The organism is Streptomyces sp. NPDC046831 (assembly GCF_040645305.1).
GTDB lineage: Bacteria > Actinomycetota > Actinomycetes > Streptomycetales > Streptomycetaceae > Streptomyces.
Map to the genome: position 1 here is coordinate 51,939 of NZ_JBEYXZ010000014.1, position 24,831 is coordinate 76,769.

Genomic DNA, 24,831 nt, shown 5'->3' on the forward strand with positions numbered 1-24,831 from the left:
CCCCCTTGAGCAAGCAAGACGAAGGTGACGGCATGACCAGCCTGGAGATGGTCCCCACGAACGCGGGACCGGACGGGACCGCACCGCTCCTCGAAGTCCGCGACCTGCACGTGGAGTTCAAGATCCGCGACTCCGTGACCAAGGCGGTCAACGGCGTCAACTACAGCGTCAGGGCGGGCGAGACGCTCGCCGTCCTCGGCGAGTCGGGCTCCGGCAAGTCCGTCACCGCGCAGGCCGTCATGGGCATCCTGGACAGCCCGCCCGGACGGATCTCCAAGGGCGAGATCCTCTTCCAGGGCCAGGACATCCTGAAGCTGCCGGAGCACGAGCGCCGCAAGCTGCGCGGCGCCAAGATGGCGATGATCTTCCAGGACGCGCTGTCCTCCCTGAACCCGGTGCTGTCCGTCGGGTTCCAGCTCGGCGAGATGTTCCGGGCGCACCAGGGCATGTCCCGCAAGGACGCCAAGGCCAAGGCGATCGAGCTGATGGACCGGGTGCGCATCCCGGCCGCCCGGGAACGCGTGGGCGACTACCCGCACCAGTTCTCGGGCGGCATGCGCCAGCGCATCATGATCGCGATGGCGCTCGCCCTGGAGCCGGACCTGATCATCGCCGACGAGCCGACGACGGCTCTCGACGTGACGGTCCAGGCGCAGGTCATGGACCTGCTCGCGGAACTGCAGCGCGAGTACAACATGGGCCTGATCCTCATCACGCACGACCTGGGCGTCGTCGCGGACGTGGCCGACAAGATCGCCGTCATGTACGCGGGCCGGATCGTCGAGACCGCGCCGGTCCACGAGCTGTACAAGCGCCCGGCGCACCCCTACACCCGGGGCCTGCTGGACTCCATCCCGCGCCTGGACCAGAAGGGCCAGGAGCTCTACGCCATCAAGGGCCTGCCGCCCAACCTGCAGCAGATCCCCTCCGGCTGCGCCTTCAACCCGCGGTGCGGCCGGGCGCAGGACATCTGCCGTACCGAGATCCCGCCGCTGGCCCCGGTGACCGAGCGGGACGGTACGGAACTGGTGGGACGCGCGTCCGCGTGCCACTTCTGGAAGGAGACGATCCATGGCTGAGCTCAGCAAGAACGACGAGCCGAAGGACGCCACGCCGAACGTCTCCGAGGTGGACGTCGTCGACGCCCGCACCGAGGAGGCGGCGGTCAGCGCGATCGAGGCGCCGGTCGAGCGCGGGGAGCCGATCCTTCAGGTGCGCGGCCTGGTCAAGCACTTCCCCCTGACCCAGGGCGTCCTCTTCAAGAAGCAGATCGGTGCGGTCAAGGCCGTCGACGGCGTCTCCTTCGACCTGCACCAGGGCGAGACCCTGGGCATCGTGGGCGAGTCCGGCTGCGGCAAGTCGACGGTGGCCAAGCTCCTGATGAACCTGGAGCGGGCCACGGCGGGCGAGATCTTCTACAAGGGCCAGGACATCACCAAGCTGTCCGGACGCGCCCTGAAGGCCGTGCGCCGCAACATCCAGATGGTGTTCCAGGACCCCTACACCTCGCTCAACCCGCGCATGACGGTGGGCGACATCATCGGGGAGCCCTTCGAGATCCACCCGGAGGCGGCGCCGAAGGGAGACCGGCGCAGGCGGGTGCAGGAGCTGCTGGACGTCGTCGGCCTGAACCCCGAGTACATCAACCGCTACCCGCACCAGTTCTCCGGCGGCCAGCGCCAGCGCATCGGCATCGCCCGCGGCCTCGCGCTCAACCCCGAGATCATCATCTGCGACGAGCCGGTCTCCGCGCTGGACGTGTCCGTCCAGGCCCAGGTCATCAACCTGATGGAGCGCCTGCAGAACGAGTTCGACCTCTCCTACCTCTTCATCGCGCACGACCTGTCGATCGTCCGGCACATCTCGGACCGCGTGGGCGTGATGTACCTCGGGAAGATGGCCGAGATCGGCACCGACGAGCAGATCTACGACCACCCGACGCACCCCTACACCCAGGCGCTGCTGTCGGCGGTCCCCGTGCCGGACCCGGACGCCCGCGAGCACCGCGAGCGGATCATCCTCACCGGTGACGTGCCCTCCCCGGCCAACCCGCCGTCGGGCTGCCGCTTCCGCACCCGCTGCTGGAAGGCGCAGGAGAAGTGCGCCCAGGAGGTGCCGCTGCTGGCGGTGCCCGAGCGCTTCAAGGGCTCGGACTCCCCGGCGGCCCACGAGTCGGCGTGCCACTTCGCCGAGGAGAAGGACGTCGTGCACGCCGGCTGAGCCGCCCGGCCGCACGCACCGACCGGAGGTGCCCGGACCCGCGAGGGGTTCGGGCACCTTCTCCTTTGCCCCCTCCGCCTCCACCTGCCGCCGCTGCCCGGAAGGAAGCCGGACGATGCTGCACCACGTCGAGCTGTGGGTCCCCGACCTGCCGCGTGCCGCCCGTGAGTGGGGCTGGCTGCTCGGCCGCCTCGGCTACCGCCCCTACCAGGAGTGGCCGCACGGCCGCAGCTGGCGGCTGGGCCCGGCGTACCTCGTCGTCGAGCAGTCGCCCGCGATGAACGGCACCCGGCACGACCGGATGCGCCCGGGCCTGAACCACCTCGCCTTCCACGCCGGAGACCCCCGCGACGTCGACGCGCTCGCCGCCGAGGCGCCCGCCCACGGCTGGCACCCGCTGTTCGCCGACCGCTACCCGCGTGCCGGGGGCGCGGATCACTACGCGGCCTACCTCGCCAACACGGACGGCTTCGAGGTCGAGCTGGTCGCGGGGGAAGAGCCGCAGGCCTGACCGGGACGGGCACCGCGAGGCGGACGGAGCCGGCCCGCCGGTGCCAAGGGGAGCGCCGGCCGGACGGAGCCGCCCCGGCACTGCGTACGGGTCCGCCGGCCGGACGGAGCCGCCCCGGCACTGCGTACGGGTCCGCCGGCCGGACGGAGCCGCCCCGCCGGCGCGAACGGGCTCGTCGACCGGGCGGGCCGGCCCGCCGTCCCGCCCGCACCGAGCCGGCCCGCCCGCCCGGACGAGGCAGGGCTCGCAGAGGCGTACGCACATTCGGCGGGAGTCGGGGAGCCCCCGGTGAGGCGACCATGTGATAGGCCGGTTATGTGCTGATATAGGCCCGTCAGGGCAGCGTGAACGGCGCCGGCGGCACAGCGCACTGCGAGGGAGGCACCCATGCGTATGCGGGGAGCCAGGCACGCCCGCCGGGCGGCGTGCGCGGTGGCGCTGGCACTCCTGCCCACCGCCTGCGTGAGCGGCGCGGGCACCGGCGCGGGCGCCGGGGTGCTCACCTCCTCCTGGGGAGACCCGCAGAACCCGCTCGAGCCGGCCAACACCAACGAGGTGCAGGGCGGCAAGGTCCTGGACATGATCTTCCGCGGGCTGAAGCGGTACGACCCGAGGACCGGCGAGGCCGAGAACATGCTCGCCGAGAGGATCGAGACGTCCGACTCGCGCAACTTCACGATCACCGTCAAGGACGGCTGGCGGTTCAGCAACGGCGAGGCCGTCACCGCCAGGTCCTTCGTCGACGCCTGGAACTACGGCGCAAGCCTCCGCAACAACCAGAAGAACGCGTACTTCTTCGGCTACATCGAGGGCTACGACAAGGTCCACCCCGAGCGCGGCGCCCAGCGCGCCGACACGCTCTCCGGGCTGCGGGTCACCGGGCCGAGGACGTTCACCGTCAGGCTGAACCAGAAGTTCTCCACCTTCCCGGACACCCTCGGCTACGCCGCCTTCGCCCCGTTGCCCCGCGCGTTCTTCACCGACCACGCGGCCTGGGTCGGCAAGCCGGTCGGCAACGGCCCGTACGTGATCGACAGGTACACCAAGGGCTCGGCGATGTCCCTGAAGAGGTGGGACGCCTACCCCGGGGACGACAAGGCGCGCAACGACGGCGTGACGCTGCTGGTCTACACGGACAGCAACACCGCGTACACCGACGTCCTGGCCGGCAACCTGGACCTCGTCGACGACGTCCCCATCACCCAGCTGAAGAACGTCAGGACGGACCTCGGCGGCCGCTACCTGAACACCCCGGCCGGCATCCTGCAGACCCTCGCCTTCCCGTTCTACGACCCCGCGTGGAAGAGCGAGGGGGCGCGGAAGGTCCGCACCGGCCTGTCGATGGCCATCAACCGCCGGCAGATCACCGACACCCTCTTCCGCGGGACCCGCACCCCGGCCACCGACTGGACCTCCCCGGTGCTCGGCGCCGACGGCGGGTACCGGGCGGGCCTGTGCGGCAGGGTGTGCGCGTACGACCCGGCCGAGGCCAGGAGGCTGGTCAAGGAGGGCGGGGGGATCCCCGGCGGGCAGGTCAGGATCACGTACAACGCGGACACGGGCTCGCACAAGCAGTGGGTGGACGCCGTGTGCAACTCCATCAACAACGCCCTCGGCAACGACAGGGCGTGCGTCGGCAACCCGGTCGGCACCTTCGCCGACTTCCGCGGCCAGATCTCCCGGCACACGATGCCCGGCCCGTTCCGCGCCGGCTGGCAGATGGACTACCCGCTCATCCAGAACTTCCTCCAGCCGCTGTACTACACGGGCGCCTCCTCCAACGACGGCCAGTGGTCCGACGAGCGGTTCGACCGCCTCGTCGACCGGGCCAACGCCGAGACCGACACCGCAAGAGCGGTACGGCTCTTCCAGCAGGCGGAGGAGGTGGTGCGCGACAACATGGCCGCGATCCCGCTCTGGTACCAGAACGGCAGCGCCGGCTACTCGGAACGGCTGTCCCACGTGACGCTGAACCCGTTCAGCGTGCCCGTCTACAACGAGATCAAGGTCGGCTGAACGGCCGTGGAACGCTACGTCCTCAGGCGCCTGCTCCAGATGGTCCCCGTGTTCGTCGGGGCGACCCTGCTGATCTTCCTGATGGTCAACGTGATGGGCGACCCGGTCGCCGGGCTGTGCGGGGAACGACAGTGCGACCCCGCGACGGCCGCGCAGCTGAGGCGGGACTTCGGCCTCGACAAGCCGCTCTGGCACCAGTACCTGACCTACATGGGGAACGTCTTCACCGGCGACTTCGGGACGGCGTTCAACGGCCAGCCGGTGACGGAGCTGATGGCGACGGCGTTCCCCGTCACCCTGCGGCTGACCGTCGTCGCGGTCCTGTTCGAGATCGTCGTCGGCATGACCCTCGGGGTGCTCACGGGGCTGCGGCGCGGCCGTCCGATCGACACGGCGGTCCTCGTCCTCACCCTCGTCGTCATCTCCGTCCCCACCTTCGTCACCGGTCTGCTGCTCCAGCTGCTGCTCGGCGTCCAGTGGGGCTGGATCAAGCCGTCGGTCTCCCCGGCGGCGGCCCTCGACGAGCTGATGGTGCCGGGACTGGTCCTCGCCTCCGTCTCCCTCGCCTACGTGACCCGTTTGACCCGCACCTCGATCGCGGAGAACAAGCGGTCCGACTACGTCCGCACGGCCGTCGCCAAAGGACTGCCCCGGCGCCGGGTCGTCACCCGGCACCTGCTCCGCAACTCGCTCATCCCCGTGGTCACCTTCATCGGCACCGACGTGGGCGCCCTGATGGGCGGGGCCATCGTCACCGAGCGGATCTTCAACATCCACGGCGTCGGCTACCAGCTCTACCAGGGGATCCTGCGGCAGAACACCCAGACCGTCGTGGGCTTCGTGACCGTGCTCGTCCTGGTCTTCCTGTTCGCCAACCTGCTCGTCGACCTCCTGTACGCCGTACTCGACCCGAGGATCCGCTATGCCTGAGCAGCCGTACGGGCCCGAGGCTCTCCGTGAAGCGGGCGGAGCCGGCGGGCCCGGGGGATCGCGACGGCCCGACGGAGCGGGCGCGTCCGGCGGACCGGGGGGCTCCGGAGGTACCGGGGAATCCGGTGGCCCTCCTCCCGGGGGCGGCCGGGTCGCCGGGACCGGCATGGGCGGCGGGATGGACCTCGCGGCGAGCGAGGCGACGGCGGCGGAGCGGGCACCGGGCGGCCCGGCGCGGGGCGGGCCGCAGGACAGGCCGCGCTCCCTGTGGTCGGACGCCTGGCGCGACCTGCGCCGCAACCCGGTCTTCGTGGTCTCCGCACTGGTGATCTGCTTCCTGGTCCTCATCTCCCTGTGGCCGTCCCTGATCGCGTCCGGCAACCCCCTGCAGTGCGACCTGGCCAAGGCCCAGGAGGGCCCCCAGCCCGGCCACCCCTTCGGCTTCGACGGACAGGGCTGCGACGTCTACACGCGCACCGTGTACGGCGCCCGGGCCTCCGTCACGGTCGGCGTCTGCGCCACGCTCGGGGTCGCGCTCCTCGGCTCCGTGCTGGGCGGCCTCGCCGGCTTCACCGGCGGGACCTGGGACGGGCTGCTCTCCAGGGTCGCCGACATCTTCTTCGCCATCCCCGTCGTCCTCGGCGGCCTGGTGCTGCTGTCGGTGGTGACCAGCAACAGCGTCTGGCCGGTCGTCGGGTTCATGGTGCTGCTCGGGTGGCCGCAGATCTCCCGCATCGCGCGCGGCTCGGTCATCACCGCCCGGCAGAACGACTACGTCCAGGCGGCCCGCGCCCTCGGCGCCTCGCCGTCCCGCATCCTGCTGCGGCACATCGCGCCCAACGCGGTCGCACCGGTCATCGTGGTGGCGACCATCGCGCTCGGCACGTACATCGCGCTGGAGGCGACCCTGTCCTACCTCGGGGTCGGGCTCAAGCCGCCGAGCGTGTCCTGGGGCATCGACATCTCCGCGGCCTCCCCCTACATCCGCAACGCCCCGCACGCGCTGCTGTGGCCCTCGGGAGCCCTGGCGGTGACCGTCCTCGCGTTCATCATGCTCGGCGACGCGGTGCGCGACGCCCTCGACCCGAAGCTGAGGTGAGCCGCCGTGCTGCTCGACGTCCGCGACCTGCGGGTGGAGTTCCGCACCCGCGAGGGTGTCGCCCACGCCGTCAACGGCGTGACCTACCACGTCGACGCGGGGGAGACGCTCGCCGTGCTCGGGGAGTCCGGCTCCGGGAAGTCGGTCACCGCCCAGGCGGTCATGGGCATCCTCGACGCGCCCCCCGGCAGGATCACCGGGGGCGAGATCCTCTTCCGCGGCCGCAACCTCCTGACGCTCAAGGAGGAGGAGCGGCGCAGGATCCGGGGCGCGGAGATGGCGATGATCTTCCAGGACGCGCTGTCGGCGCTGAACCCGGTGCTGTCCGTGGGCGACCAGCTCGGCGAGATGTTCGTCGTGCACCGGGGCATGTCGCGCAAGGACGCCCGCGTCCGGGCCGTGGAGCTGATGGACCGGGTGCGCATCCCGGCCGCCCGGCAGCGCGTGCGGGACTACCCGCACCAGTTCTCGGGCGGCATGCGCCAGCGCATCATGATCGCGATGGCGCTGGCGCTGGAACCGGCGCTCATCATCGCCGACGAGCCGACGACGGCCCTCGACGTCACCGTCCAGGCGCAGGTCATGGACCTGCTCGCGGAACTGCAGCACGAGTACCGCATGGGGCTGATCCTCATCACGCACGACCTGGGCGTGGTCGCCGACGTCGCCGACCGGATCGCGGTGATGTACGCGGGACGGATCGTGGAGTGCGCGCCGGTCCACGACCTCTACAAGGCGCCCGCGCACCCGTACACCCGCGGCCTGCTGGACTCGATCCCGCGCCTGGACCACAAGGGCCGGGAGCTGTACGCCATCAAGGGCCTGCCGCCCAGTCTCCTGGCCATCCCGCCGGGCTGCCCCTTCCACCCGCGCTGCCCGATGGCACGGGACGTGTGCCGGACGGACGTGCCGTCGCTGTACGCCGTGGACGAGGCCGGCGCGGCCGCGGGGGCGCGGGGGAGCGCCTGCCACTTCTGGAGGGAGTGCCTGCATGGCTGAGCCGATCCTGGAGGTCACCGGGCTCGTCAAGCACTACCCGCTCACCCGGGGCGTCCTGTTCAAGAAGCAGATCGGCGCGGTCAGGGCCGTCGACGGCGTCGACTTCACCCTGGCCCGCGGGGAGACGTTCGGCCTGGTCGGCGAGTCGGGCTGCGGCAAGTCCACGGTCGCCAGGCTGCTGTGCAGCCTGGAGCGGCCGACGGCCGGCGCCATCCGGTTCCGGGGCGAGGACGTCACCGGGCTGTCGGGACGCGCCCTGAAGGCCGTGCGCCGCAACATCCAGATGGTCTTCCAGGACCCCTACACCTCGCTCAACCCGCGCATGACGGTGGGCGACATCGTCGGCGAGCCCTTCGAGATCCACCCGGAGGCGGCGCCGAAGGGCGACCGGCGCAGGCGGGTGCAGGAGCTGCTGGACGTCGTCGGCCTGAACCCGGAGTACGTCAACCGCTACCCGCACCAGTTCTCCGGCGGCCAGCGCCAGCGCATCGGCATCGCGCGGGGCCTGGCGCTGCGCCCGGAGGTCATCGTCGCCGACGAGCCGGTCTCCGCGCTGGACGTGTCGGTGCAGGCGCAGGTGATCAATCTGATGGAGCGTCTGCAGGACGAGTTCGACCTGTCCTATGTCTTCATCGCGCACGACCTGTCCATCGTGCGGCACATCTCCGACCGGGTCGGGGTGATGTACCTCGGGCGGATCGTGGAGACCGGCACGGACACCGAGATCTACGACCACCCGACCCACCCGTACACCCAGGCACTGCTGTCCGCCGTGCCCCTGCCGGACCCGGCGGCCCGCGAGCACCGCGAGCGGATCATCCTCGCCGGCGACGTGCCCTCGCCGGCGGACATCCCCTCCGGCTGTCGCTTCCGCACCCGCTGCTGGAAGGCGCGGGAACGCTGCGCGGTGGAGGTGCCGGCGCTGGCGGTGCCCACCGCGTTCCGCCATGACACCGGGCCCGCCGCCCACGACTCGGCCTGCCACTTCGCGGAGGAGAAGCAGGTGGTGCCGCCCGAGGAACCCCCGGGCCCCCGCGGGACGGTTCCGGCGTAGCGGGACGGGGGGCCAAACGCGTTAACACACAGGCAACTTCACCGAAGCCGTACCGATATGCGGACGCGTCATCGTGGAGGGTGTACGGCCGTGCGGGTGCCGTGGACGGGCCGGGGACGCTTCGTGCGGCCCCGGCCCGTTGCCGTGCCCAGGACAGCCCGTGGCCGTGCCCCAGGACAGCCCGTGGCCGCGCCTAGGACAGACCCAGCGCGCGCCTGAGGAAGTCCACCTGGAGCAGCAGCAGGTTCTCCGCGACCTGTTCCTGCGGGGTCATGTGCGTGACGCCCGAGAGCGGCAGCACCTCGTGCGGGCGGCCGGCGGCGAGCAGGGCGGAGGACAGGCGCAGGGAGTGGGCGACCACCACGTTGTCGTCCGCCAGGCCGTGCACGACCATCAGCGGGCGGTGCTGCCCGGCCGGGGCGGACAGGCCGTCGTCGGTGACCAGGGAACTGCGGGCGTACGCCTCCGGGGACGTGGCCGGGTCGCCCAGGTACCGCTCCGTGTAGTGGGTGTCGTACAGCCGCCAGTCGGTGACCGGGGCGCCCGCGATGCCCGCGTGGAAGACGTCCGGGCGGCGCAGCACGGCCAGCGCCGACAGATAGCCGCCGTAGGACCAGCCGCGGATCGCGACCCGGGACAGGTCGAGCGGGTACCTCTTCGCCAGGTCCTGCAGGGCCTCGATCTGGTCGTCGAGGCTGACCGTGAAGTCGTGGTGGACGGCCTTCTCCCAGGCGGGGGAGCGGCCCGGGGTGCCGCGGCCGTCGGCGACGACCACCGCGAAGCCCTGGTCGGCGAACCACTGGGAGGTCAGGTGCGCGTTGTGCGCGGCGACCACGCGCGAGCCGTGCGGACCGCCGTAGGGGTCCATGAGGACCGGCAGGGGAGTGTCACCGGGGTAGTCCGCAGGCATAAGCAGGGCGCACGGAATTCGGCGTGCGCCCCCCTGGGTGAGCGTGACGCGCGGGGTCAGACCGGGATCCTCGGCGCAGGAGGCGACGGTCGCCACCGGCGTGCCGTCGCGCAGGATCCGCACCCGGGCACCGGGCCGGTCGAGCGTGGCGGAGACCAGTACGGTCACGTCCGCCGCCCGCACGGCCGTGTGCACGCCGGGCTCCTGCGAGACGCGCTCCACGCCGCGCTCGCCGACCCGGTAGACGTGCACCTCCCCGGTCTCCGGCTCGGCCGCCTCCTCGCCCGCCGAAGCCGAGACCAACACGTCCTCGTCGCTGACGTCGAGCACCGCGCGGACGTGCAACTGCGCTCCGGTGAGCGGGCGTTCCCCGACCGCCAGCACCCGCGCGCCGCCCTCGTCCGCGATCCGCACGAGCCGGCCCGACGGGGTCCAGCAGGGCACACCGGGGAAAAGTTCAAGCCATGTTGGATCTTCGTCGGCGTGCACCATCCGGGTGGTGCCCGAGTCCGCGTCCACCGCCAGGTAGAGCTGGCTGCGCTGGTCCCGCGCCTGCACCAGAAGCAGCGGCGCACCCGCCTCCGACCAGTGCACTCGTGCCAGATACGCGTACCGCTCCCGGTCCCAGACCACCTCGGTGCGCGTCCCGTCGAGGCCGATCACGAACAGCCGTACGTCCGCGTTGTCCGTGCCCGCCGCCGGGTACGCGACCCGCTGCGGCTCGGTGTCCGGGCGCGCCGGATCGGAGATCCACCACCGCCGCACCGGCGTGTCGTCCACGCGCGCGACCAGCAGCCGGTCCGAGGAGGGCGCCCACCAGAAGCCCCGCGACCGGCTCATCTCCTCGGCCGCGACGAATTCGGCCAATCCGTAGGTGACGGACTCCGACTCCGGCTCGGCCAGCGCGCGGTCGCCCTCCCCCTCGGCGCCCACCACGCGCAGGGCGCCCCGGGCGACGTAGGCGACGTGCCGCCCGTCCGGGGAGGGGCGCGGGTCGATCACCGGTCCGGGGACGTCCAGTTCGCGTGCCGTGCCGGCCCGCAGCTCGGCCGTGAAAAGCCGCCCTGACAAGGTGAAAGACGCCAACTCGACAGCCCGGTCGGTGGCGTGGCCGACGATGCCGGCGCCGCCCTCACGACTGCGTTCGCGGCGTGCGCGCTCCTCGGGCGAGAGGTCCTCCGAGGCCCCGCCGAGCAGGGCGCGCGGATCGGCGGCCACGCGCTCCGCACCGTCCGCCAGGTCGAGGACCCACAGCGCGTTGGCCCGGTCCGTACCGGACCGGGAGCGCAGGAACACGACACGTGAGGCGTCGGGCGCCACGGTGAACGCACGGGGCGCGCCGAGCGTGAACCGCTGGGTGCGGGCGTGCCGTCGGGGGAAGGAGACAGGCTCGGTCGTCATCCCCTGACCATATTGGCCATGCGCCCCCTTGTGCGGCCGTGCGCCGATCGATGCGCGCGTACGGATAGTTATGATCACTGGCGCAGAGTGGGTAAGTACCTGCTGCCCGCTGGGTGGATGTGTATGCCCCCATGGTCCGAACCCCCGCGTCCTGGAAACTTTGGAGGTGAGCCGCCGTGGCACTCTCGATTTCGGCGGTGGTGCTGCTGGCGATCATCGTCTTCCTGCTGATCAAGAAGTCCGGACTCAAGGCAGGCCACGCGATCGTGTGCATGCTGCTCGGCTTCTATCTCGCCTCTTCCACGGTCGCTCCCACGATCAGCGAGCTGACCACGAACATCGCGGGCATGATCGGCAGCATCAAGTTCTGAGCGGAGCCACCGGAGCGCGGGACCCGGAGGGCAATGACCTGGGTCCCGCGCGCCGGTCAAGACGCGGTCCGGCTGCGACGCCACGACGGCGCGCCAGCTGAGCGCGGCGCTGCGCGCACGCCGCGCTTCAGCGCCGCTGTGGCCGGCCTGCCCCCCGGCCGCGAGCGGGCCCGTCAGATCCCGACCACGTGGGGCACGAAGCCGGTCCAGGCGGCGGGGGAGAAGGCGAGGCGGGGGCCTGCGACGTTCTTGGAGTCGCGGATGTGGACGGTGCGGGGTGTGGCGGCGACCTCCACGCAGGAGTCGCCCTCGTTCCCGTCGCTGTAGCTGCTCTTGAACCATGCCAGGCCCGAGGTGGTCCCGGCTGCGGCGGTACGCATCATGGCCTGCCTCACCTCAGTGCTCGATCGCGTGAGGCACGAAGCCGGCCCAGGCGGCGGGGGAGAAGGCGAGGCGGGGGCCGTCGACGTTCTTGGAGTCGCGGACGTGGACGGTGCGGGGGGTGGCGGCGATCTCCACGCAGGAGTCGCCCTCCGGACCGCTGCTGTAGCTGCTCTTGAACCATGCCAGGCCAGAGGTGGTCCCGGCTGCGGCCGTACGCATCATGTCTCTCCCAGCAGTTGCTCGATGAGGGCCAGAGTCTCTCCGGGCGGAAGCGCCTGTGCCCGGATCGTGCCATAACGCAGCTCAAGGATGCGCAGTTGCTTGGGTTCCGAGGTGGGACGGCCGTTGAAGGCGCCGTCGGAACGCCCCACCGCTGTACCGTCCTCGAATTTCAGCAGTTCGATCCTGCCGCCCATGCCCGGATGCGCCACGCTGTCCATCGGCATCACCTGAAGCGTGACGTTGTTCCATCGCCCCACTTCCAGCAGGCGTTCGAACTGCGCTCTCCGCACCATTGTGCCGCCGACCCTTCGCCGCAGCGTCGCCTCTTCCAGCACGAAGCTGACGGAAGGCGCAGGGGAACGGTCGAAGACCGCTCGCCGTGCCAGGCGGGCGGAGACCAAGCGCTCCACCTCCTCCGGTGAGTAAGGGGGCTGGCGCACCTCGAACAGGGCTCGCGCGTGTTCGGGGGTCTGCAACAGGCCCGCAACGCTGCTGCACTCATAGACTCCGATCTCCACCGCCCTCGCCTCCATCTGGGCCAGATCCCGCACCTTCTTCGGGTACCTGACCCTCTTCACGTCCTCCTTCATCGCCGCGAGCAGACCGCCGGCCCCCAGCACCTGGTCCGCCCTGTCCAGGTACTCGGGGCGCGGGATGCGCTTGCCGCTCTCGATCTTGTAGACCATGTCCTCGCCGTAGCCGACCGCCACCGCGAAGTCGCAGGCGCGCATCCCCACGGCCTCGCGGCGCAGCTTCAGTTGGCGTCCGACCGTGGCGACGACCGCGACACCCCAGTCGTCGTCCGGGTCGACCTCCCAGCCCGGCTCGTCCGCCTCGTCCCGCAGCCGCCCCGTGTCACCGTCCGCGTTCCTCACAGGCCCTCCCGTCGTACGTCCGTGCAGTGACGCTCTCCCTGCGCAACGATTCGACAGGCCGGACACCGCTGGACAAGTGCCGGACAGTCACCGTACGTACCGAAGACGTCACTGGTCACGGTAGGTGCGGGCGGCCACGCTGAGTGACGTGAATCAGGAAACCGCCTCGTCCGGCAGTCAACTCGAAGCCCGTGTCCGCAACTTCAGCGTCCTGCTGTCACCGACGCCACGCGGCGCCCGGCTCGGCCGCCTCCTCGCCACCGAGCAACTGCGCACCTGGGGGCTTCCCACGGACCCGGCGGCGCACGTCGTCGCCGAACTGGCCGCCAACGCGGCCACCCACGGGCGCGTCCAGGGACGTGACTTCCGGCTCACCCTCTACGTCGTCGGCCGCACCCTGCGGATCGAGGTGACCGACACCCGCGGGGACCGGCTCCCCTGTGCCGGACGTCCCGCCGACGACGCCGAGTCGGGGCGCGGGCTCGTCCTCGTGGACGCCCTCGCCGACCGGTGGGGCGTGATTCCGGCGCCGTGCCCCCGCAAGACGGTGTGGGCCGAGCTGGATCTCGCACCGGCGCCCGAGGCCCTGTGAGGGGTCCCGACCGGGAACCACGAGGGTGACGGGCCCCGCCACGCCCGGCCTTGCCGTGACGCGTCGCCCGTTCCGGTGCCGGAGGGCCGGCGCCGGCCGGCGGTCTCCCGCCCGTCGGGGGCACCCGGCCGGGGCCGGGGAGGGGCGTGGGGGCGGGCCGGGGCCTCGTAGGGTGGGACCCATGACGGAACTGCCCGCCCGGCGTCTGCTGCTGGTGCACGCGCACCCGGACGACGAGTCGATCAACAACGGCGCGACCATGGCCCGGTACGCGGCCGAGGGTGCCCAGGTGACCCTGGTGACCTGCACCCTCGGTGAGCGCGGCGAGGTCATCCCGCCCGAGCTGCGGCACCTGACCGGGGCGGCGCTCGGCGCGTACCGCCGCCAGGAGCTGGCCGCGGCCATGGGCGAGCTGGGCGTCGCGGACTTCCGCCTGCTCGGCGGTGCCGGGCGCTACCAGGACTCCGGGATGAGGGGACTCGCCGACAACGACGACCCGGACTGCCTGTGGCAGGCCGGCCTCGACGCGGCCGCCCTGCACCTCGTCGCCGTGATCCGGGAGGTGCGCCCGCAGGTCCTCGTCACCTACGACGACAACGGCGGTTACGGCCACCCCGACCACGTCAAGGCCCACCGCGTCGCGATGCGCGCCGCCGACCTGGCCGCCGACCCCGCCGTCGGCGCCGAGCTCGGCGCACCCTGGCGGATCGCGAAGATCTACTGGAACCGCGTGCCGCGCTCCGTCGCCGACGCGGCCTTCGCGCGGCTCCAGGAAGACCTGGCCGGCCTGCCGTTCGAGAAGGCGGCCACCGTCGCCGACGTCCCCGGAGTCGTCGACGACGAGCGGATCACCGCCGCGATCGACGGCACCGCCCACGCCGCCGCCAAGGCCGCCGCGATGCGTGCGCACGCCACCCAGATCACCGTGGCCGAGCCCTGGTTCGCCCTCTCCAACGACCTCGCGCAGCCGCTGTTCACCACCGAGTACTACGAGCTGGTGCGCGGAGAGGCCGCCGGGCCGCAGGAGAGCGACCTGTTCGGCGGTATCGCCGGCACCCCGGCCGAGGAGAGCGCATGAGCACGCCGGGCCGCCCCTCGCCGCTCGCCCAGCCCCTCCAGCCGCCCTCGGCCGGACGCGTCGCCGCGTACCTGGGCCTCCTGGTGCTCGGCGCGGTGACCGCGGCGGCCGGCGCGCTGGTGCAGGCGGCGTGGTTCCCCGGCGGGCTGCTGCTCGCGCTCGCGGGCGCCGCCGGGCTGTTCCTGGGCGGGGCACGGGCCCTCGGCAGCCGGGGCGGGGCCGTGGCGCCCGCCGCGGGGTGGACGATCGCCGTCGTGCTGCTCACCGTCAGCCGCCCGGAAGGGGACTTCCTCTTCGCCGCGGGCGGCGGCTCGTACCTCTTCCTGCTCGGCGGCATGGCCGTCGCTGTGATCTGCGCCACCCTGGGCCGGGGGCGGCAATCGCACGGCGACGGCGTCCGACTTGGCAAGTGACGTACCACTTCCCGGCGCCGCACGCGTGCGGGTCCCGTGTGGGTTTCCCCGGCAGTCGTGGGATACGCGCCAGAAGTGGCCAGTATCGTGGTGCGCGCCGCCGAGCCTCCCCCTAACCCCTCGGCTTCGCCCGAGCGGGGGGACCCCACCGTCAGAGGTCGTGCCGGGCGGCGGAGCCAACCGGGAGAACCTGCCTTGAGTCGTGAAACTGACACTCCGTCCTCCGGCCCCAACGGGCGCGGCGGAGCCGCCTATCCGTCGGGGACCCCGCCGTACGGCACTCCGATCGTGTCCGACGACGGTGCGGACGCGGGCCGTTCGGCCGCGCAGCCGGAGGAACGCAAGACCGAGACCACGCTGACGACCCGGATCCGGATCAACATCCCCGGGTCCCGGCCGATCCCGCCGGTCGTCGTGCGCAAGCCCGTCGCGGAGTCCGAGGGCACGGGGGGCGACGCCGCGGAGACGCAGGCGCAGCCCGTCGTGACGTCCGCCGGCACCACCGAGCCGCCCGCCGAACCCGCCGCCCCCGCCGAGGAGAAGGCGCCCAGCGACTGGTTCGCGCCACGCAAGTCCGCCCCGGCCAAGGGCGGTCAGGGCGGCGGCTCCACCAACGGTGCCGGACTGCCCGGCGGTTCGGGCGCGCCGGCCGGCGGCACGGGCACGCCCGCGGCCGGACCCGGCGCGGGCGCCGGACTTCCCGGCGCCGGGGCTCCTGGTGCCGGCGCCCCCGGCGGTGCGCGGCCGGGCGCCGCACGTCCCGGTGGCGTGGTCGGCTCCATGACCGCGCCGGGCGCCGCACGTCCCGGTGGCGTGGTCGGCTCCATGACCGCGCCGGGCGGCTCCCGGTCCGGGGGCGCGAGCGGTGCCCGTCCCGGAGCCACCAACGGCGCCGGACTGCCCGGCGCCACGGGCGGCCCCGTCGCGCCCGGCCACGGCGGCGGCACCGGCTCCTTCGACGTGACCGAGGCGCTGGCGGCCGGCCCGCTCGGCGGCGGCGCGCGCCCCGGTGGCGGTCAGCCCCGCCGCGACGACCTGCCCTACTTCTCGGAGGACGGCGGCCAGAACGGCCGGCCCCCTCGGGCCGGCCAGCACGGACCGGCCGGACCGGCCGGTTACGGCGGACCGGGCGCCCCGAACGGCGGACCCAGCGGTCCCAGCGGCTTCGGCGGGCCGGGCGCCCCCGGCCGTCCCGGCGGCCCGCAGGCCCCGGCCGGCCCGACCGGCGGCCCGGTCACCGGCGACACCCCGCTGACGGCGGTGCCGGGCACCACGCCCGGCGCGGCTCCCGGCGTGCCCGGCACCCGGCCCGGCGGCGGCCTGAGCGACGACACCGCGGTCCTCACCCCCCAGAAGCCGGCCCCCGAGCCGGGCGCCCCCGGCCACGGCACGCCGGGCAACGTCTCGGGGCACACCGTCACCAGCGGCATCCCGGTCGTGCCGCCCGGCGGGAACCAGCCGTACGGTGCGGGCCCCGGCGCCGGCACGGTGCCGCAGCCGGCCCCGAAGGCGGCCGGGCCGGCCTCCCGGAGCGCCCCGGCCAAGAAGAAGAAGGGGCGCAGCAAGATCGCGCTGCTCGGCGGCGGACTGGTCCTCGTCGCCGGTGTCGCCTACGGCGCCGGGCTGCTGATGAACCACTCCGACGTGCCCAAGGGCACCTCCGTGCTCGGCGTCGACATCGGCGGCGGCACCCGCGACGACGCGGTCAGGAAACTCGACGCGGCCTTCGGCAGCCGGGTGAACACGCCGCTCAGGCTCCAGGTCGACGGCAGGACCGTCACCCTCAAGCCGGACCAGGCCGGGCTCCAGTTCGACACCCAGGCCACCGCCAGCGCGGCGGCGAAGAGCGACTACAACCCCGTCTCCGTCATCGGCTCGCTGTTCGGCAACCACCGGGTGGTCGATCCGGTCATGCCCGTCGACGAGGAGAAGCTCCAGGTCGCCCTGCAGAACGCGTCCGGCGCCCCGGCCTCCTCGTCCGGCGGCGGGGCGGTCACCGAGGGCGGCATCAGGTTCGAGTCCGGCAAGGCCGTGCCCGTCTACGGCAAGGCGGGCAAGGGCATCGACGCCGCCCAGTCCTCCGACGAGGTCGAGCGGGCCTACCGCGCCCAGGTCGAGACGGGCGCGGCCACCCCGGTGCGGCTGCCCACCACCACCCGCCGGCCGACGGTCCCCGACGCCGAGGTCGACCGGATGATGAAGAAGTTCGCGCAGCCGGCGATGTCCGGGAAGGTCACGGTCAAGACCGCCGACGGCCTGCACTCGGTGGCGTTCAGCCCCGAGAAGTCGCTGTGGAAGTTCCTCCAGGTCAAGCCCGTGGGCGGCAAGCTCGTCGAGTCGTACGACAAGGCGGCGCTGAAGGAGCTCTACGGCGGCACCTTCGACGGTGTGCTGATCACCCGCGGCACCGGGCAGAAGACGGCCGTCACGGTCGAGGACGTGATCAGCGCCCTGCGCCCCGCCCTGGTCAGCACCACCGGCCGCGTGGGCGTCATCGAGACCGACCCCAGCTGACCGGGCCCACCGCGGGGTAGGGCGCCCGGCACCGGCCGGGCGCCCTACCCCGTCGGCCGCGGCGCCGTCATCCCGGCCGCATGACGTCCGGCATCCGGCATCCGGGACCGCCGACACTGCCGTGCCCCGGCGCCCCGACGCCACGGTGGACGGCACGACGACGACAGCCCGGAACGCCACCGCGACCACGGCGGTGGCGTTCGACCAGGTGACGAAGAGCTACGGGGACGTACGGGCCGTGGACGGGCTCACCCTCGCCCTGCACCCCGGGGAGACCGTGGCCCTGCTCGGCCCGACGGCGCCGGCAAGTCCACCACCCTCGATCTGCTCCTCGGCCTCCGGCAGCCCGACAGCGGCACGGTCCGCGTCCTCGGCACCGTGCCCGGCGACGCGATCGTCGCCGGCCGCGTCGGCGCCATGCCGCGGAGCGGCGGGCTGATGGAGGACGTCACCGTCGCCCAACTCGTGCGCCTCGCCTGCGACCTGCACCCCCGGCCGTACCGGGTCGCCGACGTGCTCGCCCGCGCCGGCGTCTCCCGGATCGCCGGCCGCGGGGTCCTTGACCGCTCAGTTGAGCCTCGCGCGGGCCGCGACCGCCTGCCCCCGCAGGCGCTCGGCCGCCGACGCGTCCACCGCGTCCACCACCTGCGCGTACGCCTCCAGCTCCGCGGCGCCGCCGAGGAAGTCCCCCCGCTGCACCAGCACCTGCGCCCGCTCGTACCGCAGCCGCGCCGGATGCGACGGCAGCAGCAGGGACAGCTCCACCGCCCAGAGGGCCACGTCCGAGCGCTCGGGCCGGGCCGCGGCCCACGCGCGGATGTTGTTCAGGATGCGCGCGACGACCTCCAGCGGCGTCGCCGGCACCAGCATCGACGGGTCCAGCGGCGCCCCCGTCGCCCCCACGACCAGCAACTCGGCGTCGGCCCCGGTCAGCACCCGCCCCCCGTCGAACGGATCGGCGAGCACCTGTTCCTCGGCGGTCCCGAAGCCCACCACGAAGTGCCCCGGCAGCGCGACCCCGTACACCGGGGCGCCCGCCCTGCGCGCGACCTCCATCCACACCACCGAGAGCAGGATGGGCAGCCCCCGGCGCCGTCGCAGCACCGCGTGCAACAGCGAGGACTCCAGGCGCCGGTAGTCGGCGCCCGAGCCGTGGAAGCCGCACCGGTCGCCGAGGACCTCCCGCAGGGCCACCGCCCAGGCGCGCGGCCCGCCCGGCCGGTAGGGCAGCAACCCCGCGAGCCGGTCCAGCTCCACCTGCGCCGCGTCCATGCCGTCCTCGTCCAGCGTCCCGTCGGCCTCCGCGGCCACCAGCAGGCACAGCTCGGCCAGGTCGGGGCGTTCGGCCCGCGCCTCTTCGGCGAACCTGCGCCGCAGCTCGGCGGAGCGTTCGGGCGACGGGGGGCAGGGGGAGGGCATGGCAGGATCGTGCCCCTTCACGGCGCGCCGTGCGAGCCGTGCCGGCCGCGGGGGCCGACGGGGCCGGAATCCGCGGCGGAAACCGGCCCCGCCGCCGTCCCGCGCGGCCCGGCTTCTCCGGACGACGTGCGCGGCCCGGCATCTCCGGGCGACGTGCGCGGCCCGGCTTCTCCGGGCGACGTGCGCGGCCCGGACGACCGGTACGCCCGGCCGTCGGCGGCCTTCGTCCCCGGCGCCGGGCACGGTCCACAGCCCCCCGAACCCGCGACCGGCTCACGGCCCGGGTCCGTGCCGGGCTCGCCGGCCGACCCCGCGCCCGGATCACCGTCCCCCGAGTCCGGCTCACGGCCCGGTTCCACTTCCCGGTCCGCGCGCGGCGCGCCGCCCGGTGCCGCGTCCGGCTCATGGCCCGGGTCCGTGTCACGCCCGTCGGTCGGGTCAGCGCCCCGGTCCGTGCCGGGCCCGTCGGTCGGTTCCTCTCCCCGGTCCGTGCCCGGCTTGTCGCCTGGCTTGGCGTCCGGCCCATGGCCCGGATCCGTGCCGGGCCCGTCGACCGGCTCACGGCCCGGGTCCGTGCCGGGCTCGCCGGCCGGGTCCGGTGCCGGTTCGCGGTAGTGGTGGTACGCGTGGTGCGCCGTGAAGCCCATTTCGGCGTACAGCGCCCGCGCGCCCGCGTTGTCGGTCTCCACCTGGAGCCAGGCCGCCGACGCGCCCTCGTCGAGGGCCTGCCGGGCGAGCGCCGCCATGACCGCGGTGGCCAGCCCCCGCCGCCGCTGCTCCGGGTCCACCTCGACGGCGGCGAACCCGGCCCACCGCCCGTCCACGACACACCGCCCGATCGCGGCCGGCGCACCGCCGGCCGTCCCCGGCACCGTCGCGAACCACACCGACGGCCCGCTGCCGAGCACCTTCAGCGCCACCTCGCCGACTCCCTTGCGCCGGTAGCGCGCCAGCCAGGCCTCGCCGGCCTCCCGGGAGAGGGTGACTCCGGCACCCTCCGCCCGGTCCGCGAGGGGAGCGAGCGCGCCGGTCCACAGCTCGGCGGTCACCTCACGCACCCAGCCGCGGCGCTCCAGCTCCGCGCACAGCATCTCCTGCGTGCCCTCGGCACCCGTGGCCGTCTGGACGTACGCGGGCAGGCCGCGCTCGCCGTACCAGCGCCGGACGGCGGCCAGCGCCTCGTCCAGGGGCAGGCCGGGGTCACCGGCCGGGAGCACCGAGTTGGCCCGGCGCGTGAACCCGGCGGCGGCCCGCAGCTCCCACGCGCCCAGCCGCTCGCTCTCCACCGGCCGCCAGGCCCGGGATGCGACACGCGCCAGTTCCTCGTAGGAGGCGGCCGGTCCCCGCCGCCGCGCCGGTGCCGGCGGCACGACCTTGCCCGCGACCAGGGAGGATTCCGCGATCCGGACGGTTTCACCGCTCTTCCGCGTGATCAGCAGCACACCGTTGTTCCATGATGTGAGAACACCGACCGTGTCGGTGAACGTCTCACCCGGCGTTCCAGGTTCGCTCCAGCGCCGTACGGAGACCCGTTTGCCCACGTCAGTAGCGGTGATACGGACCTCGAGGCGCCCTGTCGCCGATATTTCCACAGGTCAGTTCACCCCTCCTGTTCGGATCATGCCCAAGAACGGAGATACTAGGGGCGGGCATCGACGACGCCGCGCTCCCGCGCGCCAGGCGGCGGAGCCTGAGGAGGCCCGCCAGCGCCCTATCGAGGAGGAACGACAGCGTGACCTACGTCATCGCGCAGCCTTGTGTCGACGTCAAGGACAAGGCGTGCATCGAGGAGTGCCCGGTCGACTGCATCTACGAGGGCCAGCGGTCCTTGTACATCCACCCGGACGAATGCGTCGACTGCGGAGCCTGTGAGCCGGTCTGCCCGGTCGAGGCAATCTTCTACGAGGACGACGTCCCGGACGAGTGGAAGGACTACTACAAGGCCAACGTCGAGTTCTTCGACGAGCTCGGCTCTCCCGGCGGTGCGAGCAAGCTGGGGCTGATCGAGCGCGACCACCCGCTGGTCGCCGCGCTGCCGCCGCAGGGCGAGTAACCCGTAAGCGGCCCGCATCACGCGCCGCCTCGGTCCCGTACGGCCCGATCACCCCGATCGCTGCCGCACGGGACCGAGGCGTTTGCCGTACGGGCCCCGCACGGACGGCCCGTACGCGTACCAGAAAGTGAGCCAGAACCGTGTCCGCAGTCTCCGACCGGCTTCCCACCTTCCCCTGGGACAAGCTGGAGCCCTACAAGAAGACGGCCGCCGCGCACCCCGACGGCATCGTCGACCTGTCCGTCGGCACCCCGGTCGACCCGGTCCCCGAGCTGGTCCAGAAGGCGCTGATCGCCGCGGCCGACTCTCCCGGCTACCCGACCGTCTGGGGCACGCCCGAGCTGCGCGACGCGATCACCGGCTGGGTCGAGCGCCGCCTCGGCGCCCGCGGCGTCACCCACCGCCACGTCCTGCCCGTCGTCGGCTCCAAGGAACTGGTCGCCTGGCTCCCCACCCAGCTGGGCCTCGGCCCCGGCGACCGGGTGGCCTTCCCCCGGCTGGCCTACCCGACGTACGAGGTGGGCGCGCGACTGGCCCGCGCGGACCACGAGGGCTACGACGACCCGACGCAGCTCGACCCGAGCGGCCTGCGGCTGCTGTGGCTGAACTCCCCGTCCAACCCGACCGGCAAGGTGCTGGGCAAGGACGAGCTCACCCGGATCGTGGCCTGGGCCCGCGAGCACGGCGTGCTGGTCTTCTCCGACGAGTGCTACATCGAGCTGGGCTGGGAGGCGGACCCGGTCTCCGTCCTGCACCCCGACGTCAACGGCGGCTCCTACGAGGGCATCGTCTCCGTGCACTCGCTGTCCAAGCGCTCCAACCTCGCCGGCTACCGCGCCGCCTTCCTGGCCGGTGACCCGGCCGTCCTGGGCCCGCTGCTGGAGATCCGCAAGCACGGCGGCATGATGACGTCCGCGCCCACGCAGGCGGCGGTCGTCGCGGCGCTCGGGGACGACACCCACGTGCGCGAGCAGCGGGAGCGGTACGCGTCCCGGCGCACGGCGCTCCGCGAGGCACTGGTGCGGCACGGTTTCCGCATCGAGCACAGCGAGGCGAGCCTCTACCTGTGGGCCACCCGCGACGAGTCCTGCTGGGAGACGGTGGCCCACCTGGCGGAGCGCGGCATCCTCGTCGCGCCGGGCGACTTCTACGGGCCGGCGGGCGAGCGGTTCGTCCGCGTGGCCCTGACGGCGACGGACGAGCGGGTTCGCGCCGCGGTCGAACGCCTGGCGTAGGACGGCAGCGGCGGGCGGGCGGCACCCGCCGCCCTGCCGCCCTGCCGCCGCTGCCGTCCGCCTGCGGCCTGCCGTCCGTCGGCCCGGCCTGCTGTCTGCCGTTCGTCGGCTCGGCCTGCTGCCTGCCGGCCGGGGCCTGTTGGCTGTCCGCCGTGGCTTGCGGCCCGCCGGCCGTGGCCTGTTGGCTGTCCGCGGTGGCCTGCCGCCCACCGTCCGCGGCCTGCCGTTTCGCCGGTTCGTAGCCTGTCGGCCGTTCGCCGTGGCCTGCCGTTTCGCCGTGGCCCGCCGTCCGCCGTGCCTTACGGCCCGCCGGCCGTGGCCTGCCGCCCGCCGTCCGCGGCCTGTCGGCTGTCCGCGGCCTGTCGGCTGTCCGCGGCCTGTCGGCTGTCCGCCGTGGCCTGCGGCCCGCCGGTTCGTAGCCTGTCGGCTGTCCGCCGTGGCCTGTCGCCCACCGTCCGCCGTGCCTTACGGCCCGCCGGCTGTGACCTGCTGCTCCCCGACCGTGGCCTGCCGGCCGTCCGCCGTAGGCGGCGGTTCCGCGGAGGCGGTCCGGGCGGGCTCCCGCTGCGGCGCCGGGGGCGGCCGGCCGTCCTCGCCGGCTGCACGGCCCCCGCACATGGAGACGGGGTCCAGGGAACTCCCTGGACCCCGCCCGAGCTCACGTCCCGGTGCTCAGCCGATCCCCAGGCCGTCCACCGGCAGGGACGACGTCGGCAGCCCGCCCTTCGTGACCGAGTCCGTCGGCAGCCCGCCCTTCGTCGCCTTCGCGGCGGTGTCGCCGAGGAGGCGCCCGGCCGAGCCTGTGGCGGCCCCGGCCGTCTTCTGCGCGGCCGGCGCGGCCTTCTTCGCGACCTTGCCGCCGGCCTTGCCCGCGGCCGGCACCGTCTGCTTGACCGTCTTGCTGCCGGTGTCACCCGCGAGCCCGGTGACCTCCCGCGCCGCGGCGTCGGCGGTGCTGCCGACGTAGGCTCCGTCCAGGGCGGTCGGAGCGCCGAGGCCGGGTGTGGCGGGCAACTCGGGGGCCGCGCTGGCGGAGCCGGCCGCACCGACGCCGGCGGCCGCTCCCGCAGCGACGAGTAGCGCGGCACGGGCGATCCGGCGGGTCAGGGGGAGGGACATGTTGCTCCTTCGACGGGAGAGAACTGGAAAACCGACCGCGCCCGGAGGTCGCTCGACCCAGGCTCGGACGCAGTGACTACCGCTCGAAGCCCGGGAAGGTTGCGGCGGGCCGACGTAAAGAATTGGCAATGCGCCGCTCGCCGGCCGTGGACGAAAGAGGGGCGGGGGCGTCGCCGCGAAGGCCGGGCGAATCCTTACGGCCCTGTGCTCCCAAGGGCTCGGACGCACCGGGATGATGACGCGACAACCTGCCCGGCGCCAGGGTCCCGCCACCCCGCACGTCACCTGGACGGGTGAAGATCCGTACTACTGGCCGGTGACGATCCGGACCGATGCCGCGTGCCTCTCCGCCCCCGCGGTGCCCTGCGGACCGGCGGAGCGCCACTGGCTGTCGGTGATCCCGGCCGTCCACTCCTGCCCCGCGAACGAGACCCGCTGGATGTGCAGTCGTGAGGCGTTGGCCACCGCCCAGTGCGCCAGCTGCCAGCCCCGCTCCCGCTCGTCGCGCACCGTCCCGTCACCGGACCCGGCCGGCACGGGAAGCGTCACGGTCCGCTCCTCCGCGGCCACGGGCGACGCCGGGCCGGAGGGGGAGGCGGCGGCGGGCGCCGAAGCCGCGCCCGGCGGGTCCGTGCCCTCGGGTGCCGGCGACGCGTCGTCGCCGGTGTCCGGGTCGACCTCCGCGCCGGCCTGCTCCACCACGTCCCGGCCGAAGTCCCGCACCAGCGCGGCCCGCACGCCGTCGGGGCTCGGAGTGCGCGTCGCGCCCGGGCGTCCCTCGCAGGTCAGCGTGGCCGCGGCGCGGCCGGTCAGGGCGGCGGCGAGCAGTGTGGCGTCCGGTTCGTGCTTGGCGTACGCCTGCGGGTAACCGCTGCGCTGGACGCGCTGCGCCGCCACGGTCAGCGGCAGCCGGGTGTAGCCCGGCACCTTGCCCAGGTGCTCGTAGAACTCGCCCGCCGAGTACGTCGGGTCCATGATCTCCCGCGGCGTGCCCCAGCCCTGCGAGGGCCGCTGCTGGAACAGGCCCAGGGAGTCCCGGTCGCCGTGCCGGATGTTGCGCAGCCCCGACTCCTGCAGGGCGGTCGCCAGCGCGATGGTCACGGCCCGCTCGGGCATGCCGCGCCCGGTGCCCACGGCGGCGATCGTCGCGGCGTTCACCGCCTGCTCCGGCGTGAACTCGTACGTCGCGCCGTCGCCCTTGCCGGAGACGACCTTGCAGCCCGGCGCACCCGTGCCACCCGTGAGGTACTGCACCGTCAGATAGCCGGCGAGTGCGAGCAGGACCACGAAGGCCGCCCCGAACCGGAGCAGGCGGCCGCGACGCTTGGGGGTGGGGGACGGCTCTGGCACGCGTACAAGGTACTGGAGAAGGCCGCGCCGGCCGAGCCGGGTGCGGACAAACCGGTCCCGCCCGCG

General features: G+C 73.5%; 22 protein-coding genes and 2 pseudogenes. 16 read left to right on the top strand and 8 right to left on the bottom strand.

What is annotated here, in order from left to right; all coding sequences use genetic code 11:
- The first annotated feature begins 32 nt into the window (after window positions 1-32).
- From ABZ920_RS14855 to ABZ920_RS14890, 8 genes are all read left to right on the top strand, one after another.
- The gene (locus ABZ920_RS14855) at window positions 33-1,079 is read left to right on the top strand and encodes an ABC transporter ATP-binding protein (protein ID WP_361503666.1); all 1,047 of its coding nucleotides are present in this window, start codon (window positions 33-35) and stop codon (window positions 1,077-1,079) included.
- Window positions 1,072-2,220, top strand: coding sequence for a dipeptide ABC transporter ATP-binding protein (locus tag ABZ920_RS14860; protein ID WP_361503669.1), 1,149 nt, complete (start codon window positions 1,072-1,074; stop codon window positions 2,218-2,220). The genes ABZ920_RS14855 and ABZ920_RS14860 overlap by 8 nt, the downstream gene beginning before the upstream one ends.
- 115 nt (window positions 2,221-2,335) lie before the next feature.
- Window positions 2,336-2,731, top strand: a complete 396-nt coding sequence (locus ABZ920_RS14865; protein WP_361503671.1) for a VOC family protein — start codon at window positions 2,336-2,338, stop codon at window positions 2,729-2,731.
- A gap of 393 nt (window positions 2,732-3,124) precedes the next feature.
- Window positions 3,125-4,747, top strand: coding sequence for an ABC transporter substrate-binding protein (locus ABZ920_RS14870; protein ID WP_361503883.1), 1,623 nt, complete (start codon window positions 3,125-3,127; stop codon window positions 4,745-4,747).
- Between the two features lie 6 nt (window positions 4,748-4,753).
- Entirely contained in the window at window positions 4,754-5,677 is a 924-nt protein-coding gene (locus tag ABZ920_RS14875; protein WP_361503674.1) for an ABC transporter permease, read from the top strand.
- 166 nt (window positions 5,678-5,843) lie between these two features.
- Window positions 5,844-6,776 carry an ABC transporter permease gene (locus ABZ920_RS14880; protein WP_361503677.1) on the top strand — a complete coding sequence of 311 codons (933 nt, stop codon included), beginning with the start codon at window positions 5,844-5,846 and terminating at the stop codon, window positions 6,774-6,776.
- 6 nt (window positions 6,777-6,782) lie between these two features.
- A complete protein-coding gene (locus tag ABZ920_RS14885) occupies window positions 6,783-7,775 on the top strand; it encodes an ABC transporter ATP-binding protein (RefSeq protein WP_361503680.1) in 993 nt (330 codons plus the stop codon).
- Window positions 7,768-8,829: a dipeptide ABC transporter ATP-binding protein gene (locus ABZ920_RS14890; RefSeq protein WP_361503683.1), complete on the top strand. Its 1,062-nt coding sequence runs from the start codon at window positions 7,768-7,770 to the stop codon at window positions 8,827-8,829. Before ABZ920_RS14885 ends, ABZ920_RS14890 begins: the two co-directional genes overlap by 8 nt.
- A 193-nt stretch (window positions 8,830-9,022) precedes the next feature.
- On the opposite strand, the gene ABZ920_RS14895 is transcribed toward ABZ920_RS14890, so the two are convergent.
- The gene (locus tag ABZ920_RS14895; RefSeq protein WP_361503686.1) at window positions 9,023-11,140 is read right to left on the bottom strand and encodes a prolyl oligopeptidase family serine peptidase; all 2,118 of its coding nucleotides are present in this window, start codon (window positions 11,138-11,140) and stop codon (window positions 9,023-9,025) included.
- Between the two features lie 176 nt (window positions 11,141-11,316).
- On the opposite strand from ABZ920_RS14895, the gene ABZ920_RS14900 reads away from it, so the two are divergent.
- Window positions 11,317-11,511, top strand: a complete 195-nt coding sequence (locus ABZ920_RS14900) for a hypothetical protein (RefSeq protein WP_003992731.1) — start codon at window positions 11,317-11,319, stop codon at window positions 11,509-11,511.
- 173 nt (window positions 11,512-11,684) lie between these two features.
- Here the strand turns inward: ABZ920_RS14900 and ABZ920_RS14905 are convergent, their stop codons facing one another.
- The 3 genes from ABZ920_RS14905 to ABZ920_RS14915 are packed head-to-tail and all read right to left on the bottom strand — an operon-like array spanning window position 11,685 to window position 12,992.
- Window positions 11,685-11,894 (bottom strand): DUF397 domain-containing protein, encoded by a 210-nt coding sequence (locus ABZ920_RS14905; protein WP_361503689.1) that lies wholly within the window; start codon window positions 11,892-11,894, stop codon window positions 11,685-11,687.
- Between the two features lie 13 nt (window positions 11,895-11,907).
- The gene (locus ABZ920_RS14910) at window positions 11,908-12,117 is read right to left on the bottom strand and encodes a DUF397 domain-containing protein (protein WP_361503692.1); all 210 of its coding nucleotides are present in this window, start codon (window positions 12,115-12,117) and stop codon (window positions 11,908-11,910) included.
- On the bottom strand, window positions 12,114-12,992 hold the full coding sequence (locus tag ABZ920_RS14915; RefSeq protein ID WP_361503695.1) for a helix-turn-helix transcriptional regulator: 879 nt from the start codon (window positions 12,990-12,992) through the stop codon (window positions 12,114-12,116). The genes ABZ920_RS14910 and ABZ920_RS14915 overlap by 4 nt, the downstream gene beginning before the upstream one ends.
- Window positions 12,993-13,140: 148 nt before the next feature.
- Here ABZ920_RS14915 and ABZ920_RS14920 point away from each other — a divergent pair, with 148 nt between their 5' ends.
- The 5 genes and pseudogenes from ABZ920_RS14920 to ABZ920_RS14940 all read left to right on the top strand — a co-directional run.
- Window positions 13,141-13,584 carry an ATP-binding protein gene (locus ABZ920_RS14920; protein ID WP_361503698.1) on the top strand — a complete coding sequence of 148 codons (444 nt, stop codon included), beginning with the start codon at window positions 13,141-13,143 and terminating at the stop codon, window positions 13,582-13,584.
- 181 nt (window positions 13,585-13,765) lie between these two features.
- Window positions 13,766-14,662 (top strand): N-acetyl-1-D-myo-inositol-2-amino-2-deoxy-alpha-D-glucopyranoside deacetylase, encoded by an 897-nt coding sequence (gene mshB, locus ABZ920_RS14925; protein ID WP_361503701.1) that lies wholly within the window; start codon window positions 13,766-13,768, stop codon window positions 14,660-14,662.
- Window positions 14,659-15,075 carry a DUF6113 family protein gene (locus ABZ920_RS14930; RefSeq protein WP_361503704.1) on the top strand — a complete coding sequence of 139 codons (417 nt, stop codon included), beginning with the start codon at window positions 14,659-14,661 and terminating at the stop codon, window positions 15,073-15,075. Before mshB ends, ABZ920_RS14930 begins: the two co-directional genes overlap by 4 nt.
- 195 nt (window positions 15,076-15,270) lie before the next feature.
- A complete protein-coding gene (locus ABZ920_RS14935; RefSeq protein WP_361503707.1) occupies window positions 15,271-17,589 on the top strand; it encodes a hypothetical protein in 2,319 nt (772 codons plus the stop codon).
- Between the two features lie 145 nt (window positions 17,590-17,734).
- A pseudogene (locus tag ABZ920_RS14940) lies at window positions 17,735-18,135 on the top strand (ATP-binding cassette domain-containing protein); the annotation flags it as partial.
- Window positions 18,136-18,156: 21 nt separating this feature from the next.
- Here the strand turns inward: ABZ920_RS14940 and ABZ920_RS14945 are convergent.
- On the bottom strand, window positions 18,157-19,008 hold the full coding sequence (locus ABZ920_RS14945) for a transglutaminase-like domain-containing protein (RefSeq protein ID WP_361503710.1): 852 nt from the start codon (window positions 19,006-19,008) through the stop codon (window positions 18,157-18,159).
- Window positions 19,009-19,607: 599 nt separating this feature from the next.
- A pseudogene (locus ABZ920_RS14950) lies at window positions 19,608-20,600 on the bottom strand (GNAT family N-acetyltransferase); the annotation flags it as partial.
- Window positions 20,601-20,740: 140 nt separating this feature from the next.
- On the opposite strand from ABZ920_RS14950, the gene fdxA reads away from it, so the two are divergent.
- Both fdxA and ABZ920_RS14960 read left to right on the top strand, forming a co-directional pair.
- A complete protein-coding gene (gene fdxA / locus ABZ920_RS14955; RefSeq protein ID WP_361503713.1) occupies window positions 20,741-21,061 on the top strand; it encodes a ferredoxin in 321 nt (106 codons plus the stop codon).
- Between the two features lie 140 nt (window positions 21,062-21,201).
- Window positions 21,202-22,296 (top strand): bifunctional succinyldiaminopimelate transaminase/glutamate-prephenate aminotransferase, encoded by a 1,095-nt coding sequence (locus tag ABZ920_RS14960; protein ID WP_361503716.1) that lies wholly within the window; start codon window positions 21,202-21,204, stop codon window positions 22,294-22,296.
- 672 nt (window positions 22,297-22,968) lie between these two features.
- Here ABZ920_RS14960 and ABZ920_RS14965 read toward each other — a convergent pair.
- Both ABZ920_RS14965 and ABZ920_RS14970 read right to left on the bottom strand, forming a co-directional pair.
- Window positions 22,969-23,415 (bottom strand): ATP-binding protein, encoded by a 447-nt coding sequence (locus tag ABZ920_RS14965; RefSeq protein ID WP_361503719.1) that lies wholly within the window; start codon window positions 23,413-23,415, stop codon window positions 22,969-22,971.
- A gap of 306 nt (window positions 23,416-23,721) precedes the next feature.
- A complete protein-coding gene (locus ABZ920_RS14970) occupies window positions 23,722-24,765 on the bottom strand; it encodes a heavy metal transporter (RefSeq protein ID WP_361503722.1) in 1,044 nt (347 codons plus the stop codon).
- Window positions 24,766-24,831 lie beyond the last annotated feature (66 nt).